Below are 15,982 nucleotides of genomic sequence, written 5' to 3'. Positions count from 1 at the left end.
TACTTTTTCTGACAAGGCATACAAGCGAAAACCCAGCCTTGCGGCTGGGTTTTTCTATGAGCGACAAACTACTATTAAAGCCCTTTAGAGGCTGGCCAACCCCTGCGTGCGCGCAAACGCCGTCAGCGCGGGGTCAAGCTGCAGAAACGACGAGGTGTACTTGATGCCGGAGGGCGCGTGCGCATAAATCACCGAGCCGCCTTTAATGGCGCGGATAATGCTGCTGGCCTGGTCGGTGGGTAGTGCGGGGCAGCCCTGGCTGCGGCCCAAACGCCCGTGCTGGCGCACGAAGGATTCGCTCACGTAGTCGGCCCCGTGCACTACCACGGCCCGGCTGGCAGCGTTGCTGTTATAGCGCGGCTCAAGGCCCTGCAGCTTCAGCGAGAGGCCGTGCTTACCATTATACGTGTTGCTGGTCAGATAGAAGCCGATGCTGCTCTGTTCCGACCCATTCACGTTGGAAAAAGCATTGGCAAACTCCTCGCCCGTGTTTTTGCCGTGCGCTACCAAGGTGTGATACAGCACTTTCTGCTGCTTCACATCCAATACCCACAGGCGCTTGAGGCGGCTGGAGCGGCTGAAGTCGATAACCGTGATCAAGGGCTTGTTCACCGATGCCAGGCCACGCTGCTGCAGGTTGTAATAGCCCACCAAGGCCTCGCGAAACACCAAGAACGACATACCGCTGGTTGGTAAGCCGCTTTGCGTGTACACTTTTAGGGCGTGCTGCTCGAAGGCAGCGGTATAGAAAGCTTTGCGGGCCGCCGCATTGGCGGTCGTGGTGAGCTTGCGAGGGTCGCCGGGGTTTTCGGCGGCCGTGGAACCCGAAAAGGGACCCAGAAACGTAAGTGTAGTCAGTAGTAAGCCGGTGAAGGCAGTCCGTGTGAAGCGCATGGGCTGAGTAAGGCCTAGAATGACGAATATTACAGAATGACAGAAGCTTGGGTCTACAAATCTAGTACTTTAGCACTTTAGTACCACCCTATCATGCCGCACCTAACGCGCTTTTTTTGCCGGCAGTTCCCAGCACGCCCTATGTCAGTCCCTCGGTTTGTCTCCTTGTCATTTTGCATTTTTCTACTAACAACTTGTGGTCATTCGCTACCCGAGCTGCCTGGCTTTGATGCGGCTGCTTGGCGCCGTGATACCTACGCCTGCCAAAATACGCGCCAAAAGCAGCTTCGGGCGCTAGTGCAGAGCCGGGAATTAATTTACGGCACCCGCGCCGACGACATAGATGCGCTATTCGGCCGCCCCGATGAGGAAGAGCTCAGCGCCCAAACCGAGAAAGTTTATTTCTATTACCTGGAGCCTGGCTCGCAGTGCGAGCCTAGTCATCAGCGCTCCGGGGCCAACAAGCTGGTTTTGCGCTTTGGGCCGCTGGGCACCGTTACGGAGGTCTTATTTGAGCGGCCACCCGCCGCCGGGCAGTAAGCGCGCATGCTGCCAGCATCGGTAACTTCCGAACAAGCCACAAAAAAGGGGATACCAGTTCTGGTATCCCCTTTTTTGTGGCCGGATGACTTAGGCAGTTAGCCGATACCGCCTTCGTTGCTGGCCGGCTGCGGCACCGAATCGTGCTGCTGCTGGTCGCGGTACACGCTCAGCTGCGACGGCGTCAGGATGCGGCTGCATTCGGCTTCGTACTGCGCTTCGAGCTCGGCAATCTTGGCGTGCTGCTGCTGCGCATTGTCTTTGTACTGCCACTGAATCTCGTCGAGACGGGCCAGCTTGATACGGTTAGCCGCCCGCAGCCGAATGTACTGGGCTTCGTTCAGATGCAGCTGGTTGCACATCTGACGAGTCAGGTCGGCTACGCGGGCTTCCGATACGTCTTCGGAGCCGGGCATTTCGGCGTGCTTATCTTTTTTTTGAGCTGAGGCAGCACTTACTAAGCTCAGCAATAAGGTCAAGGTGAGCAATAGGGATTTCATAGGAGCGGTGGTAAAAGGTATATGGTAGTGAAAGGGGCAAAAAGAGCTGTTTAAAGCCGCTGATTGAGTTTCAGATTTTTACAGGCTATATATTATCCAAATATATATTCCTTTTGTCAAAATCACAACCGCATTACTAACATATTTTTCAACGCGCTAAGTTCCGCTGTAAGTATGCCACGGACGTAAAAAAGGCGGCTTCGTCTACCGAAACCGCCTTTTTATCAGAAGCAAAGAGCGCTACTCAATTCCCTCAATGGGCTTGTGGTCGGGGCTCTTGAAATATTGCATGGCCACAAGCGAGATAATCATGCCCGACATGATGCTTTGCAGCAGAATGGCCAGGAAGGCGATGGTTACCGAAAGGTCGAAGCCAAACAGGTCGCGCGCCCGCAGCTGGTCCATAATGGTAGGGTTCATCACGGTGTAGGCCACGAAGAACAGGCCGAAAATGGTGGAGGCTATAATCGAGGTGATAATACCTGTGCCGAAGCCGTGCAGGTAAGGCATCCGGTCGTGGCGCACCCGCTTATAGTGCGAAATGGCCATGCAGATACCAATGGCCAGCACCACACCATTCAGAAAGCTGAACTCGACCCGGTCGGTGAGATGCAGCAGGGAGGCCAGCAGAAAATACAGAATCATGCCGCCAGCCGTAAACAGGCCATATCGAAGCCCGTTGCGTTCGGGAGTTAGGTTCACACTATTCATACTACATGAAGGGTAAAAGGTGTATGATGAAGTCCACAAATGCTTCGGAACTGCAACCGGCCCACGGCTGTTGAGGAAGCCGGCCCTGTATCCGGTCTGAAGCACTTGTGTAGGATATACTTGTTTCAGGGTAAGGATGTTGTGAAGGCGCTTGTTTTTTCCGGCTCCACCCGGCATTGCGGGTCTGGCAGCACCGGCATTGGCCCGGGAAATATTATGCCCCGCGCATTTTGTCTATTTTCGCACTCCGATTGTCTTTTTCACCGGCCTTGCCCGCCGGCTCTTACCTGAGTTTCCTCGCTTTTTCCCTCATATGATCAGTACCTCCAACGTTAGCCTGCGCTACGGTAAGCGCATCCTTTTCGAAGACGTAACCATTAAATTTCTGCCCGGCAACGTGTACGGCCTTATCGGGGCAAACGGGGCCGGCAAGTCTACTTTCCTGAAAATTCTGTCGGGTGAAATCGAGCCCAACACCGGCTCGGTGGATATGCCCGCCGGGGCCCGCCTGTCGGTGCTGCGCCAGGATCAGTTTGCCTACGACCAGTACCCAGTGCTCCAGACCGTAATTATGGGCCACACCAAGCTGTGGAAGGTAATGGAGGAAAAAGATGCCCTTTATGCCAAGCCCGATTTCTCGGATGCTGACGGGGAGCGGGCCGCCCAGCTCGAAGGCGACTTTGCCGACCTCGAAGGCTGGAATGCCGACTACGAAGCGGCCGAGCTGCTCTCCGGCCTGGGTATCGGCGAAGACAAGCACTTCACGCTGATGGGCGACCTGGGCGGCTCCGACAAGGTGCGGGTACTGCTGGCCCAGGCCCTGTTCGGCAACCCCGACGTGCTGCTGCTCGACGAACCAACCAACGGCCTCGACGCCGAAACCGTGCTGTGGCTGGAGAATTTCCTCGACAACTTCCAGAACACGGTCATTGTGGTCAGCCACGACCGGCACTTCCTGGACGCCGTGTGTAACTACATGGCCGACCTGGACTTCTCGAAAATCACGATGTATCCCGGCAACTACTCCTTCTGGTACGAAAGCTCGCAGCTGGTGCTGAAGCAGCGCCAGGAAGTGAACAAGAAAACCGAGGACAAGCGCAAGGAACTGGAGGAATTCGTGCGCCGCTTCTCGGCCAATGCCTCCAAGTCTAAGCAGGCTACCTCGCGCCAGAAGCTGCTGCAGAAGCTCACGCTGGAAGAAATCAAGCCCAGCTCGCGCAAGTACCCCTACATTGCCTTCAAGCCCGAGCGCGAAGCCGGCAACCAGCTGCTCACCATCGAAAACCTGAGCAAGTTGGTCGACGAACAGGTCGTGTTTCGCAACGTGGCCTTCTCGCTCGATAAGAAAGACAAAGTGGCCATCATCAGCCGCGACGACCGGGCCGCTTCCCTCCTGTTCGACATCCTGTTCGAGCAGATTAAAGCCGACTCGGGCGACTTCAAGTGGGGCACCACTATTACGCCGTCGTACTTCCCGCGCGAAAACGCTGAGTTCTTCGACACCGACCTGAACCTGGTGGATTGGCTGCGGCAGTACTCTACCGAGAAGGACGAAAGCTTCATCCGGGGCTTTCTGGGCCGCATGCTGTTCTCGGGCGAAGAGTCGCAGAAGAAGTCGAACGTGCTGAGCGGGGGCGAGAAAGTGCGCTGCATGCTCTCCAAAATCATGATGGAAGCCGGCAACGTGCTGGTGCTCGACGACCCGACGAACCACCTCGACCTGGAAAGCATTACGGCCCTGAACAACTCCCTGCGCGACTACCAGGGCACCTTGCTGTTCTCCTCCCACGACTTGCAGTTCGTGGAAACCGTGGCCAACCGCATTATCGAGCTCACGCCCGACGGCATCATCGACCGGCGCATGACCTACGAAGAATACCTGGCCGACGACCAGATCAAGGCTCTGCGCCAGCGCAAATACCAACTTGTGTCTTAATTGCGTTATCTTCTTCTATGAAAAGAATCCTGATGTTGACGGCGCTGAGCGGCGCGCTGCTGGGCCTGGCTCCCACCGCGCAGGCCCAGACTGATACCACCCGTACTACGGTAAAGCCCCAGCTGAATACGGCCCCGCCCGGCACCACGACCCCGCGTCCGACCCAGACGCAGCCCGCGGAGCGGCCCGCCGTGCCCGTGCCAGCCCCTCCGCCCGTGAATGCGCCCCTGCCCCCGGGTCAGCCCAGCACCAACTCTCCTTCAGGGCTGGAGTTTCCGGCCGGTAGCCGGGCTTCCGAGCAGCCCAAGCCGCTCCGTAAGTTTTTCCTGTATTCCAACTTCGGCCTGGGCTACAACTCCAACGGCGACGTGAGCCAGTTCAACCTGAGCCTGGCCCCGGCCATTGGTTACCGCGTCACCGAACGGTTTGCCATCGGCCCCGGCATTTCCTACTCCTACACCAACTACGGGTTTTCGCAGTTCCTGCAGCAGAATGGCTACCCCAAGAACATCTCGTCTAATAACCTGGGCGGCAAGCTCTTCGCCCAGTATATTGTGCTGCAGGACATCGGCATTTTCCTACACGCCGAGTACGAAGTAACCCGGGCCGAATATCCCGACGTGGATGCCTCCGGCACGCAGCTGATTACGCGGAGCACCGTGGTTCAGACGCCCCTGGCCGGGGCGGGCTACCGCCAGCGGCTCGGCGACCGGGCCGCGGCCGACATCAGCCTGCTCTACAACTTTAACGACGGTATCAACGACATTTATGGTCAGCCCGTTATTCGCTTCAGCTTCCTGTTCGATCTGAAATAAGGCGTCGGCATTGGGCACAAAAAAGCGGCTCTCCCGATCGGGAGAGCCGCTTTCTGTTTTTCAGACTATTGGCAGGTAGGTGTCAGTTAGACAACCCGGCCGCCACGAATAACGCGCAGCAGGATGGCAATGATGGCAATGACCAGCAGAACGTGAATCAGGCTGTTGCCCCGGATGCCTTCACCAAGGATGCCGAAGAAGCCGAGGGCCCAGATGATGATCAGAATGACGGCGATGATATACAGCAGATTTCCCATGGTGGTTGGTGGTTGGGTTTGGAAGGAAAGTGAAAGAAGGAAAAAACAAATCAGCGTAGCGGCAGTTATGCAAAGTTGGAAGTTGCCAGTAAGGTGATTTGCGGATTTGTACGCGGGGCTTTGCAAAAGGATATATCGTGTTTAAAAAATTTAATTATCCGTGGTTCAGCTTACTCGTAAAAACCCGCTTTGCAGCCCCCTGACGCAGGTTTTAAATCCCGCAGGTTTTTTGCAACTCACCGGGCAAGCGGGGCTTTCGGGCTTGGGCTGCTAGGTATTTCAGAGTAGCTTTGCGGGCCATAGCCGGCTGTTTTGAGCCCTTTCAACTCCCTTTTTTCTCTCCCACCCTCCTTTTCCGCTTTTCATGATGAATGTCGCCGTTATTGGCTCGGGCACCATGGGCAATGGTATTGCCCACGTTTTCGCCCAGCATGGTTTCCAGGTTTCGTTAATTGATATCAGTCAGCCGGCCCTGGACAAGGCGCTGGGCACCATCGGCAAAAACCTGGACCGGCAGGTGAGCAAAAGCACCCTCACGGAGGATGAGAAAACGGCGACCCTGGGCCGCATCCGCACCTTTACCAGCATTGCCGAAGGCGTGCAGAACGTGGAGCTGGTGGTGGAAGCCGCCACCGAAAACGTGGACCTCAAGCTGCAGATCTTCCGCGACCTGGACCAGCACGCCCCCGCCGGCGCCATCTTGGCGTCGAATACCTCCTCGATTTCCATTACCAAGATTGCCGCCGTCACCAAGCGTGCCGACAAGATCATCGGCATGCACTTCATGAACCCGGTGCCGGTGATGAAGCTGGTGGAAGTAATCCGGGGCTACGCGACGTCGGATGAGGTGACGAGCCGCATTATGGAGATTTCGCGGCAGCTGGGCAAAACGCCCACTGAGGTGAACGACTACCCCGGCTTCGTGGCCAACCGCATCCTGATGCCCATGATCAACGAGGCCATCATTACCCTGTTCGAGGGCGTGGCCGGCGTGGAGGAAATCGATACGGTTATGAAGCTCGGTATGGCTCACCCGATGGGCCCACTGCAGCTGGCCGACTTTATTGGTCTGGACGTGTGCCTGGCCATTCTGCGAGTGCTGCACGAGGGCCTGGGCAACCCCAAATATGCCCCCTGCCCGCTGCTGGTAAACATGGTGATGGCCGGCCGCCTGGGCGTGAAGTCGGGCGAGGGCTTCTACACCTGGGGCCACGGTACCAAGGACCTCATCGTGGCCGACCGGTTTAAGAAATAAAGCTAGTAGCCGCTTATTCTAATAAAAGCCCTTCCTGATTGCTCAGGAAGGGCTTTTTGTATTGAAAAAAAGCTCCGCTTCTCGAAGCAAATCATGTCCGGTGTTACAGAAATGCCCCGCTTCTCGAAGCAAGGGCCTTTGCGGGTTCGTGCAGGCGCTTGCTTCGAGAAGCGGCAGGCTTCAATAGCTGCTGGAGTTGCCCGCTTCTCGAAGCAGATCCTTGTAGTTGATCCTAGTGCCTGCTGCTTCGAGAAGCGGGCCGGGCCCGGACGCTTGGGCAAGGCCTGCTTCCTGAAGCGCGTATAAAGTGCGGCCTGAAACCTTCGGCGGGGGAATTCGCTTATACAGTATTGCCTATTGAGTTGGACTTTTGATATAACCATAATGGAACAAGCCACATTTGGCGGCGGGTGCTTTTGGTGCACCGAAGCCGTATTTCAGAATCTGAATGGAGTACAGAAGGTGGTGTCGGGCTACACGGGCGGCCGCATCGCCAATCCCACTTACAAGGAAGTGTGCAGCGGCCTGACCGGCCACAACGAGGTGATTCAGATTACCTACGACCCGCAGGTGATTAGCTTCGAGGAGCTGCTGGAGGTATTCTGGAAAACTCACGACCCGACGACGCTCAACCAGCAGGGCAACGACGTGGGCACGCAGTACCGCTCCGGAATTTATTTTCACAACGAGGAGCAGCAGCACCTGGCCGAAAAGTACAAGCAGAAGCTCACCGAGGCCGGGGCTTTCGACAAGGGCATCACGACCGAAATCGTGCCGCTGAAAGAGTTCTATCCCGCTGAGGATTACCACCAGAACTACTACAACCTGAACGGCTCCCAGCCCTATTGCCAGTTCGTGGTGAAGAGCAAAGTTGATAAGGTGAAAGCCGTGTTTGGCGACAAGCTTAAGAAGTCGGTAGCGTAGCGCTTCCGGCAAGCTCAACATAACAAAAGCACGGCCCGCGCCGTGCTTTTGTTGTTTCCACCCTTTTCAAATTGAGTTTTATGGCAAAGTCTCCGTCGAAGCCTAGATATGTCATCGTCATTCACGGGGGCGCCGTGCAAACCGACCCCAGCACCATTCCGCCCGAAAAAGAGGCGGCCCTGAAGGAAGGCCTGGAGGAAGCCCTGCAGGCTGGCTGGGAAATCCTGAACCGCGGCGGCACGGCCCTCGATGCGGTGGAAGCCGCCGTGATGAGCATGGAAGACAACGAGCTGTTCAACGCCGGTCGGGGCGGCATGTTCAACCTCAATGGCGAAGTTGAAACCGAGTCGTCGATTATGGATGGCGCCACCCTGCGCGGCGGGGCCGTGAGCGGGCTGAAGCTGGTGAAGAACCCCGTGCGCCTGGCCCGCCTGGTGATGGAGAAGTGTAAGCATACCTTTCTCACGGCCGAGGGCGCCCACGAATTTGCCCTTTCCCAGGGCCTCACGCTGCAGGACCCGAGCTACTTCAAAACCGACGAGCAGCGCGAGGAGTGGCTGGAAATCATTCAGGACGCGGAGAAAAAGTACGCCAACGGCCATGACACCGTAGGGGCCGTGGCCCTTGACCAGCACGGCAACGTAGCCGTGGCCACCTCCACCGGCGGTATCGAGGGCAAGCTGCGGGGCCGCGTGGGCGACAGTTGCATCTACGGGGGCGGTAGCTACGCCAACAACGAGGTGTGTGCCGCCTCCTGCACCGGCGACGGCGAAATCATTATGCTCGGAGCCCTGGCCCACGAGGTGTATGCCCTACGCAAGTACAAGGGCCTGAGCATTCGAAAAGCGTCCCGCGAGGCTATTGGCCTCTACGCCGACAAGCTGCAGGGCGACCGAGGCATCATTGCCGTAGACCCCGACGGCAACATTGCCCTGGAATCGAACACCAACGTGTTTCGGCGCGCCTACCGCAGCGGGGAGGATGAGCCGTTCGTGGATATCTGGATGGACAATAAGTAGCATACAAGGCTCTTTCCAGCAACAAAAAAGCCCGCTAATTAGCGGGCTTTTTTGTTGCCATGGCGGCTAAGTCAGCCTCCATAATTTCTAATCGGCTGAGGTATTCTGCGGCATACTCCCACGGATCTATATTCCGTATCTGAGCTTTTTCAGCTATGAAACGCTGCCGCCGGAAAGCATGTATTGCCAGAGCCAGCATGGCTTTATCAGCCTTACCAGCAATTTTATACTGCCCAAAAATAGTAGCTATTACTGCTTTATCGACCTCATTGTTGAAGTTCTGCTCTTCCGAATTAATTGCGTCAAGTTGACCCAGATCAGAAAGCTTCAGGTATTCTACACTGAAGCCCCACTCTTCAATGAGTTGTCGAAGAAACGTAGTGCATTTCTCTCCGGCTTCACGCTCCCGGTACCAATTCTCTAAATTGAACAGAGTATCTGCCCCGGAATCATTACCGAAGGGTGAAAAGTCATCCGTACAGTCGTAATAGAACTCGGCCTTGGCGTACTCTACGAAAAACGGGTGACTGGTTTCAGGTGCTAAACCTATGTCTTCGTCATCGAAATAATACTTGCCCATACAACCGACTAACTACACGGCCACATTATGCTCGCGCAGCGTGTCGTTCAGGCTGGTTTTCAAATCGGTGCTGGCTTTGCGCTGACCGATGATCAGGGCACAGGGCACGTGGTACTCGCCGGCCGCGAACTTCTTGGCGTAGGAGCCGGGAATAACCACCGAGCGGGCCGGCACGTAGCCTTTATACTCCTTGGGCTCGGGGCCCGTCACGTCAATAATCTTGGTGCTGCCCGTGATGGTAACGCCCGCGCCGATAACGGCTTCCTTACCAATGTGGCAGCCTTCGACCAGAATGCTGCGCGAACCAATGAAGGCGCCGTCTTCGATGATAACCGGAGCCGCCTGCACGGGCTCCAGCACGCCGCCGATGCCCACACCGCCGCTCAGATGCACACCCGCGCCAATCTGGGCGCAGGAGCCCACCGTTGCCCAGGTGTCGACCATCGTCCCCTCACCTACCCAAGCGCCGATATTCACGTAGCTGGGCATCATAATCACGCCCGAAGCCAGGTAGGCACCATAGCGGGCCACGGCGGGCGGCACCACGCGCACACCTTGGCCGGCATAGTCGGTCTTGAGGCGCATTTTGTCGCGGAACTCAAACGGGCCCACCTCAATGGTTTCCATCTGCTGGATGGGGAAATACAGGATAACGGCCTTTTTAACCCAGTCATTCACCTGCCACTGACCGTCGGCGGTGGGCTCGGCCACACGCATACGGCCCTTGTCAAGCTCCTCAATAATGTGGTGAATGGCATCGGTTGTGGTAGACTGCTGAAGAAGGCTACGGTCGTCCCAGGCAGCTTCTATAATGGAGCGGAGGTTATTCATGCGAAAGAGTTGTAGAAAATGATTGGTGCAAAACTAGCATCTTTGGCCGCAACGATGCAGCCGACTATTTTTCTCCTAGCGTCCGTTCTGAAGCCTCTGGACGACACGCGCATGTATGGCAAGTTTGGCCGCACGCTGGCAGGCCGCCCCGGCGAGGCCCACGCGGTGCACATTGCCGGGCGCTGGTCGGCCACGCCGGCCGATACGCCTCCGGGCCTGCATTTTCACCCCTTGCTGCGGGGCAGCCGCCTGAGCTGGCAGCGCCTGGGGGCCCAGTGGCGCTACTGGCAGCTGCTGCGCCGGGTGCAGCCCGACGTGGTGGTGGTGCACGCCCCGGAGCTGCTGCCGCTCACGCTGCTGTGGAAGCAACTGGGCCGCAGCCGGCAGTTTCTCTACGACGTGCGGGAAAACTACGCCCTGAATATCCGGACCCAGCGCGTGTATCCGGCGTGGCTGCGGGGGCTGCTGGCCCGCCTGGTACGGGGCCTCGAAGCCCGGGCGGCGCGGCAGGCGGCGGGTATTGTACTGGCCGAGCGTAGCTACGCCGAGGAACTGCCCTTTGCCCTGCCGGCCCGCACGGTGGTGTTGGAAAACAAATTTCAGCCCGGCCCCGGTCCTGCCGGGCCGGGCCGGGCTCGTACGCTGCCGGCCTCCGATGAGCCGCTGAACCTGCTGTACTCGGGCACGCTCTCGGAGCTGAACGGCGTGTTTGAAGCGCTGGAGTTTACCCGCCGACTGCGGCAGGTGTGGCCTCTGGCGCATCTTACCCTTATCGGCTTCTGCCAGCGCCCCGAGCAGCTGGTGCGCCTGCGCGCAGCCCTTGCCGCGGCCCCCGGCAGCGCTACGCTCATCGGCGGCGATACGCTGGTGCCGCACGCCCGTATCGTGGCCGAAATTGAGCGTAGCCACCTGGGCCTGCTACCCTACTTTCCCCACGAAAGCACCTGGCGCTGTGTGCCCACCAAGCTTTTCGAGTACCTGGCCAACCAGCTGCCCGTGCTGATTCCCGACAACCCCTACTGGACGCCCATTGTGGCCCGGCACCAAGCGGGGCTGGTCGTACGCTTCGATAAAACTTTCGAGCCCCGAGAGCTGGTCGAGCAACTCAGGGCCAACCGCTTTTACCCGGCAGGAGTGCCGCAGGAAGCTTTTTGGCAGTCGGAAGCCGCAAAATTGTGGAACCTGCTGGATACAATCCGGTAACTGTCGACCTTTACCGGCCGTTAGCGGAAATGCGCGGCTGATTTTACTATCTTCGCCTCCTTTTTTTCCGCTCCGTTTTCCCTGAGTATTCCCAATTCTTGATATGAGCACATTGCGTCAATCTGAAATTGCCGGCGTCGGCCATTACGTCCCTTCCCGCGTCGTCACCAATGCCGACATCACCGAACTCATGGAAACCACCGACGAGTGGATTCAGGAGCGCACCGGTATCAAGGAGCGGCGTTGGTTCGAGGAAGGCAAAGACACTACCGCCAACATGGGCGCCAACGCGGCCCGCAAGGCCCTGGAAATGGCCGGCCTGGAGCCCGACGACGTGCAGATGATTGTGTTTGCCACCCTGTCGCCCGACTATTTCTTCCCCGGCTCGGGCGTGTTGTTGCAGCGCGAATTGGGCATCAAGGCCCCGATTCCGGCCTTCGACGTGCGCAACCAGTGCTCGGGCTTCGTGTATGCCCTGAGCATGGCCGACCAGTTTGTGAAAACCGGCATGTATGACACCGTGCTGGTCGTCGGCTCCGAAATTCACTCTTCGGGCCTCGACATCAGTACCCGTGGCCGGGGCGTGTCGGTTATTTTCGGGGATGGCGCCGGCGCTGTGGTGCTGCGCCCCAGCACCCGTGAGGGCCACGGCATTCTGAGCACCCACCTGCACTCCCAGGGCGAGCATGCCGAGGAGCTGATCGTGCGCGAGCCGGGCTCCAACCGCAACAAGCGCGTGGAATACGTGGTGGCCAACGAGCTGGAAATGTACCCCTATATGAACGGCCAGAACGTGTTCAAGCACGCTGTGGTACGCTTCCCGCAGGTTATCAAGGAAGCCCTCGACCAGAACGGCATGCAGCCTACCGACATCGACATGCTGATTCCGCACCAGGCCAACCTGCGCATTACCCAGTATGTGCAGCAGAAAATGGGCTTGACGGACGACAAGATCTACAGCAACATTCAGCGCTACGGCAACACCACGGCCGCCTCCGTACCCATTGCCCTGAGCGAAGCCGTGGCCGAAGGCAAAATCAAGCGCGGAGACGTGGTGTGTCTGGCCGCCTTTGGCTCGGGCTTCACTTGGGCATCGGCTTTGATTAAATGGTAAGACCAAGCCACGGCTGTTCATAAGCCAGCATATAGGCTACGACCAAGCAACCACGGGGTGGCAGACCAGCAGCGTCTGTCACCTCGTTTTGTTTGCTGCCCCGGCTCCGGTAGTACCCGGACTTGAATGGAGAATTTCTAATTTTGGGCTCTAACGCTCCCTACTTTGCCCAGCTACACCGAGGAAAACTACTTAAAGGCCATTTTTAAGCTGGCCGAAGCCGAGCCGGGCTCGGAGGTCAGCACCAACCGCATTGCTGAAGTCCTGCAGACCCGCGCCGCCTCCGTCACCGATATGCTGCGGCGCCTGGGGGAAAAAGGACTGCTCAACTATACCCGCTACCGGGGCGTCTCGCTCACGCCGGAGGGCCGGAGCCTGGCCCTGCTCACCATTCGCAAGCACCGGCTCTGGGAAGTTTTTCTGGTGCAGAAGCTGGGCTTCAACTGGGATGAGGTGCACGAAGTGGCCGAAGAAATGGAACACATTCAGTCGCCGCTGCTGGTGCGCCGCCTCGACGAGTTTCTGGGCTTCCCGCAAACCGACCCGCACGGCGACCCTATCCCGACGGAGGAAGGCGCCATTCTGCGGCCCCAAAACCGTTTGGTAGCCGACCTGCAGCCGGGCGACTTCGGGACGGTGGTAGCCGTCAAAAACACGTCGGCGCCGTTTCTGCAGTACCTCGATAAGGTAGGGCTGGGCCTGGGCACCTACCTTGAAGTACTGGACAAAGTAAGCTTTGACAATTCTCTGGAAATCAAAGTTAACAAGCAGAAGATCACGTTGATTTCCGCCGAGGTAAGCCGCAATTTATTCGTGACTGGCTAAGCGAAACACGCCGGTATCAGCTGCCGACCTTAAGGTTAGCAAAGCAGGCCGGGGCCAAGTTGCGTACCTTTGCGGCTTCACCTTTCGGCTTCTTTTCTTCCCGTGGCTCTTCCGCTTCCTCCCGCCCTTTCCGATACCATTGTTGCCCTGTCGACGCCCCCCGGCGCCGGCGCCATTGCCATGCTGCGCCTGTCGGGCCCCGAGGCCATAGCCCTGGCCGATGGAGTGTTTGCGGGCAAGCAGCTGCGGGAGCAGCCCAGCCACACCCTGCACTTCGGTACCATCCGCGACGGGAGCCGTATCCTGGATGAGGTGGTAGTATCATTGTTCCGGGGCCCCAACTCCTACACCCGCGAGGATGTGGTGGAAATCAGCTGCCACGGCTCCGACTACATCGTGGAGCAGATTCTGACCCTGCTCACCCGCCGCGGGGCCCGCCTAGCCGAAGCCGGGGAGTTTACCAAGCGCGCCTTCCTGCACGGGGCTTTCGATTTGGCCCAGGCCGAAGCCGTAGCCGACCTGATTGCCGCCGACTCGGCCCTCTCGCACCAGGTAGCCCTGCAGCAGATGCGGGGCGGCTTTTCGCAGGAGTTGCGCGAGCTGCGCGGCCGTTTGGTGCAGTTTGCGGCCCTGCTGGAGTTGGAGCTGGACTTCGGCGAGGAGGACGTGGAGTTTGCCGACCGTACGGGGCTGGTCCAGCTGCTCAACGAAGTACAGACCCTGGTGCGCCGCCTGCTCCGCTCCTTTGAGCTGGGCAACGTTATCAAGAACGGGGTTACGACCGTCATTGCCGGTCGGCCCAACGCGGGGAAGTCGACCCTGCTCAACGCCTTGCTCAACGAGGAGCGCGCCATCGTTTCGGCCGTGGCCGGCACCACCCGCGACCTGATTGAGGACGAGGTCAGCATTGAGGGCATCCGCTTCCGCTTCGTGGATACGGCTGGCCTGCGCGACACCGCCGACGTGGTGGAATCCATCGGCGTGGAGCGCACCAAGAAGCGCGTAACGCAGGCCGCTTTGCTGATCTATCTGTTTGATATTACGAGTACAACACCCCAGGAGCTTGAAGCGGAGATTGAAGCCCTGACCCCCGGCCGTATCATCCCGGTACTGGCCGTGGGCAACAAGCTCGACGTAGCTTCTGACCCGGAAATCGACGCCTTCCGCAACCAGCCCGACGTGCTGCTGATTGCCGCCGCCCGCGGCGACGGCCTCGACGAGCTGCGGGCGGCTCTGCTGCAGAAAGTACGCGGCGCCGGCCTCGACCGCACCGGCCAGAGCACCATCGTGACCAACCTGCGCCATGCCCGCAGCCTGGAGCAAACCAACCAGGCCCTCGACGCCGTGCTGCTGGGAATTCAGGCCGGCACCGGCACTGAGCTGCTGGCCGCCGACCTACGTCAGGCCCTGGCCGCCCTGGGTGAAATCACCGGGGAAATTTCTTCCGACGACCTGCTGACCAGCATTTTTACCCAGTTCTGCATCGGCAAATAGCCCGCAGGCTAGCGGTGCTGCTCGTAGTGGTTGGCGGGCAAGGCTCGGCGGAGTATTTCCAATTCGGCAGCAGGCAAGGACCGGTGTAGCGCGGCGCTAATAGCATCATCGAGTTGCTGTTCAGTGCGGATTCCGAGCACGGCAGAGGCAACAACGGGCTGCTTCAACACGAATTCAACCGCTACTTCCGCCGGCGTAGAGGTGCTGCCCGCAACTTGCTTCACCACTTCAGCAGCCCGCTGTACTTCTGCTGCCGAGTAACTCAGATATGGCTTGGCAGGCTTGCTCAGCAGCAGGCCCTGGGCATAGCTACCCCGCGCCAGCACGCTGATCTGATGCTCGTGCAGCAAGGCCAAGCAGCTTTCTTCGGGGCGCCGGTCCAGCAGGCTGTACTGCATCATCACGCTGGCAATGTTCGACTTGCGGACGTACTCGCGAATGACGTTGGGCCGAATCGAGGAAATACCATAGGCCCTGATTTTACCCTGTTCCTTGAGCCGTTCAAACGCCTCTATCGTCTCGTCTATCGGGTCGTCGAGGGTGCCGCCGTGGAGCTGATAGAGGTCAATGTAGTCGGTTTGCAGGCGGCGCAGGCTGTCCTCTGCGGCCTGCAGAATATAGGCTTTGGTGGGGTTCCAGTCCCAGCCGCTACCGTCGGGCCGCCACTGGTTGCCCACTTTTGTGGCCAGTGCTACCTGCCGCCGCCGCCCGTGCAAGGCTTTGCCCACTGTTTCTTCGTTCAGGCCCTTATTGTACAGGTCGGCGGTGTCAAACAGGGTAATACCTGCGTCCAGGGCTCGGTGCAGCAGCGCCGCGTTGGCCGTGTGGTCGGTGCCCAACGACATGCAGCCGAAGCTGATGTCACTGACCTGCACCGCTGAATTTCCCAACTGATTGTAGTTCATGCCGTATAGTTTGCTACCTGATTTTCAGGAAGGTCTTTCTCCACTATCCTACCGTTTTCGGTTACTTCAGGTTGAGCTGCCGCTGGCATCGGCCACCCAAAAACCGGACTCTTTCGATGTAGAGCAAGTAACTTTTCCTGAATAGTAGAAACTAACCCATCTTGGGCGTAATTTGCGCG

At 58.4% G+C, this 15,982-nt stretch carries 17 protein-coding genes; 10 read left to right on the top strand and 7 right to left on the bottom strand.

The annotated features are described in order from the left end of the window. Positions 1–84: 84 nt before the first annotated feature. Positions 85–894 carry a murein L,D-transpeptidase catalytic domain family protein gene (locus tag LGH70_RS04955; RefSeq protein ID WP_226183270.1) on the bottom strand — a complete coding sequence of 270 codons (810 nt, stop codon included), beginning with the start codon at positions 892–894 and terminating at the stop codon, positions 85–87. Between the two features lie 297 nt (positions 895–1,191). Here LGH70_RS04955 and LGH70_RS04950 point away from each other — a divergent pair, with 297 nt between their 5' ends. Further along, positions 1,192–1,434 (top strand): hypothetical protein, encoded by a 243-nt coding sequence (locus LGH70_RS04950; protein WP_226183268.1) that lies wholly within the window; start codon positions 1,192–1,194, stop codon positions 1,432–1,434. Between the two features lie 98 nt (positions 1,435–1,532). On the opposite strand, the gene LGH70_RS04945 is transcribed toward LGH70_RS04950, so the two are convergent. After that, entirely contained in the window at positions 1,533–1,934 is a 402-nt protein-coding gene (locus LGH70_RS04945; RefSeq protein WP_226183266.1) for a hypothetical protein, read from the bottom strand. A gap of 240 nt (positions 1,935–2,174) precedes the next feature. Continuing rightward, positions 2,175–2,636 (bottom strand): DUF4199 family protein, encoded by a 462-nt coding sequence (locus tag LGH70_RS04940; RefSeq protein WP_226183264.1) that lies wholly within the window; start codon positions 2,634–2,636, stop codon positions 2,175–2,177. Positions 2,637–2,958: 322 nt separating this feature from the next. Here LGH70_RS04940 and LGH70_RS04935 point away from each other — a divergent pair, with 322 nt between their 5' ends. After that, positions 2,959–4,581 (top strand): ABC-F family ATP-binding cassette domain-containing protein, encoded by a 1,623-nt coding sequence (locus LGH70_RS04935; protein WP_226183262.1) that lies wholly within the window; start codon positions 2,959–2,961, stop codon positions 4,579–4,581. 17 nt (positions 4,582–4,598) lie between these two features. After that, positions 4,599–5,396 (top strand): hypothetical protein, encoded by a 798-nt coding sequence (locus LGH70_RS04930; RefSeq protein WP_226183260.1) that lies wholly within the window; start codon positions 4,599–4,601, stop codon positions 5,394–5,396. Positions 5,397–5,482: 86 nt separating this feature from the next. Here LGH70_RS04930 and LGH70_RS04925 read toward each other — a convergent pair whose 3' ends face one another. Further along, positions 5,483–5,653, bottom strand: coding sequence for a lmo0937 family membrane protein (locus LGH70_RS04925; RefSeq protein ID WP_226183258.1), 171 nt, complete (start codon positions 5,651–5,653; stop codon positions 5,483–5,485). A gap of 364 nt (positions 5,654–6,017) precedes the next feature. On the opposite strand from LGH70_RS04925, the gene LGH70_RS04920 reads away from it, so the two are divergent. From LGH70_RS04920 to LGH70_RS04910, 3 genes are all read left to right on the top strand, one after another. Beyond that, positions 6,018–6,908 carry a 3-hydroxyacyl-CoA dehydrogenase family protein gene (locus tag LGH70_RS04920; RefSeq protein WP_226183256.1) on the top strand — a complete coding sequence of 297 codons (891 nt, stop codon included), beginning with the start codon at positions 6,018–6,020 and terminating at the stop codon, positions 6,906–6,908. A 384-nt stretch (positions 6,909–7,292) separates the two neighbouring features. After that, complete coding sequence (msrA, locus tag LGH70_RS04915) at positions 7,293–7,832, top strand: peptide-methionine (S)-S-oxide reductase MsrA (protein WP_226183254.1); 540 nt, start codon at positions 7,293–7,295, stop codon at positions 7,830–7,832. Between the two features lie 80 nt (positions 7,833–7,912). After that, complete coding sequence (locus LGH70_RS04910; protein WP_226183252.1) at positions 7,913–8,851, top strand: isoaspartyl peptidase/L-asparaginase family protein; 939 nt, start codon at positions 7,913–7,915, stop codon at positions 8,849–8,851. 34 nt (positions 8,852–8,885) lie between these two features. Here the strand turns inward: LGH70_RS04910 and LGH70_RS04905 are convergent, their stop codons facing one another. Together LGH70_RS04905 and LGH70_RS04900 are read right to left on the bottom strand one after the other, a co-directional pair. Continuing rightward, the gene (locus LGH70_RS04905) at positions 8,886–9,431 is read right to left on the bottom strand and encodes a hypothetical protein (protein WP_226183250.1); all 546 of its coding nucleotides are present in this window, start codon (positions 9,429–9,431) and stop codon (positions 8,886–8,888) included. A gap of 12 nt (positions 9,432–9,443) precedes the next feature. Further along, positions 9,444–10,262 (bottom strand): 2,3,4,5-tetrahydropyridine-2,6-dicarboxylate N-succinyltransferase, encoded by an 819-nt coding sequence (locus tag LGH70_RS04900; RefSeq protein WP_226183248.1) that lies wholly within the window; start codon positions 10,260–10,262, stop codon positions 9,444–9,446. A 54-nt stretch (positions 10,263–10,316) separates the two neighbouring features. On the opposite strand from LGH70_RS04900, the gene LGH70_RS04895 reads away from it, so the two are divergent. The 4 genes from LGH70_RS04895 (at position 10,317) to mnmE (ending at position 14,898) form a co-directional block, all read left to right on the top strand. Continuing rightward, the gene (locus LGH70_RS04895) at positions 10,317–11,465 is read left to right on the top strand and encodes a glycosyltransferase family protein (RefSeq protein WP_226183246.1); all 1,149 of its coding nucleotides are present in this window, start codon (positions 10,317–10,319) and stop codon (positions 11,463–11,465) included. A gap of 112 nt (positions 11,466–11,577) precedes the next feature. After that, positions 11,578–12,579 carry a 3-oxoacyl-ACP synthase III family protein gene (locus LGH70_RS04890; RefSeq protein WP_226183733.1) on the top strand — a complete coding sequence of 334 codons (1,002 nt, stop codon included), beginning with the start codon at positions 11,578–11,580 and terminating at the stop codon, positions 12,577–12,579. Positions 12,580–12,744: 165 nt separating this feature from the next. After that, on the top strand, positions 12,745–13,404 hold the full coding sequence (locus LGH70_RS04885; RefSeq protein ID WP_226183244.1) for a metal-dependent transcriptional regulator: 660 nt from the start codon (positions 12,745–12,747) through the stop codon (positions 13,402–13,404). A 102-nt stretch (positions 13,405–13,506) separates the two neighbouring features. Further along, positions 13,507–14,898, top strand: a complete 1,392-nt coding sequence (gene mnmE / locus LGH70_RS04880; RefSeq protein WP_226183242.1) for a tRNA uridine-5-carboxymethylaminomethyl(34) synthesis GTPase MnmE — start codon at positions 13,507–13,509, stop codon at positions 14,896–14,898. A gap of 8 nt (positions 14,899–14,906) precedes the next feature. On the opposite strand, the gene LGH70_RS04875 is transcribed toward mnmE, so the two are convergent. Further along, positions 14,907–15,803, bottom strand: a complete 897-nt coding sequence (locus LGH70_RS04875; RefSeq protein WP_226183240.1) for an aldo/keto reductase — start codon at positions 15,801–15,803, stop codon at positions 14,907–14,909. Between the last annotated feature and the right edge of the window lie 179 nt (positions 15,804–15,982).

Source organism: Hymenobacter nitidus, assembly GCF_020447315.1.
In the GTDB taxonomy this organism is placed as follows: Bacteria; Bacteroidota; Bacteroidia; order Cytophagales; family Hymenobacteraceae; genus Hymenobacter; species Hymenobacter nitidus.
This window is presented reverse-complemented; position numbering and strand designations above follow the sequence as displayed.

Excerpts from the sequence above, each read along its gene's own strand:
- LGH70_RS04955 (WP_226183270.1), bottom strand. The coding sequence starts at position 894 with ATGCGCTTCACACGGACTGCCTTCACCGGCTTACTACTGACTACACTT.
- LGH70_RS04945 (WP_226183266.1), bottom strand. The coding sequence starts at position 1,934 with ATGAAATCCCTATTGCTCACCTTGACCTTATTGCTGAGCTTAGTAAGT.
- LGH70_RS04935 (WP_226183262.1), top strand. The coding sequence starts at position 2,959 with ATGATCAGTACCTCCAACGTTAGCCTGCGCTACGGTAAGCGCATCCTT.
- LGH70_RS04930 (WP_226183260.1), top strand. The coding sequence starts at position 4,599 with ATGAAAAGAATCCTGATGTTGACGGCGCTGAGCGGCGCGCTGCTGGGC.
- LGH70_RS04925 (WP_226183258.1), bottom strand. The coding sequence starts at position 5,653 with ATGGGAAATCTGCTGTATATCATCGCCGTCATTCTGATCATCATCTGG.
- LGH70_RS04920 (WP_226183256.1), top strand. The coding sequence starts at position 6,018 with ATGATGAATGTCGCCGTTATTGGCTCGGGCACCATGGGCAATGGTATT.
- msrA (WP_226183254.1), top strand. The coding sequence starts at position 7,293 with ATGGAACAAGCCACATTTGGCGGCGGGTGCTTTTGGTGCACCGAAGCC.
- LGH70_RS04910 (WP_226183252.1), top strand. The coding sequence starts at position 7,913 with ATGGCAAAGTCTCCGTCGAAGCCTAGATATGTCATCGTCATTCACGGG.
- LGH70_RS04905 (WP_226183250.1), bottom strand. The coding sequence starts at position 9,431 with ATGGGCAAGTATTATTTCGATGACGAAGACATAGGTTTAGCACCTGAA.
- LGH70_RS04900 (WP_226183248.1), bottom strand. The coding sequence starts at position 10,262 with ATGAATAACCTCCGCTCCATTATAGAAGCTGCCTGGGACGACCGTAGC.
- LGH70_RS04895 (WP_226183246.1), top strand. The coding sequence starts at position 10,317 with ATGCAGCCGACTATTTTTCTCCTAGCGTCCGTTCTGAAGCCTCTGGAC.
- LGH70_RS04875 (WP_226183240.1), bottom strand. The coding sequence starts at position 15,803 with ATGAACTACAATCAGTTGGGAAATTCAGCGGTGCAGGTCAGTGACATC.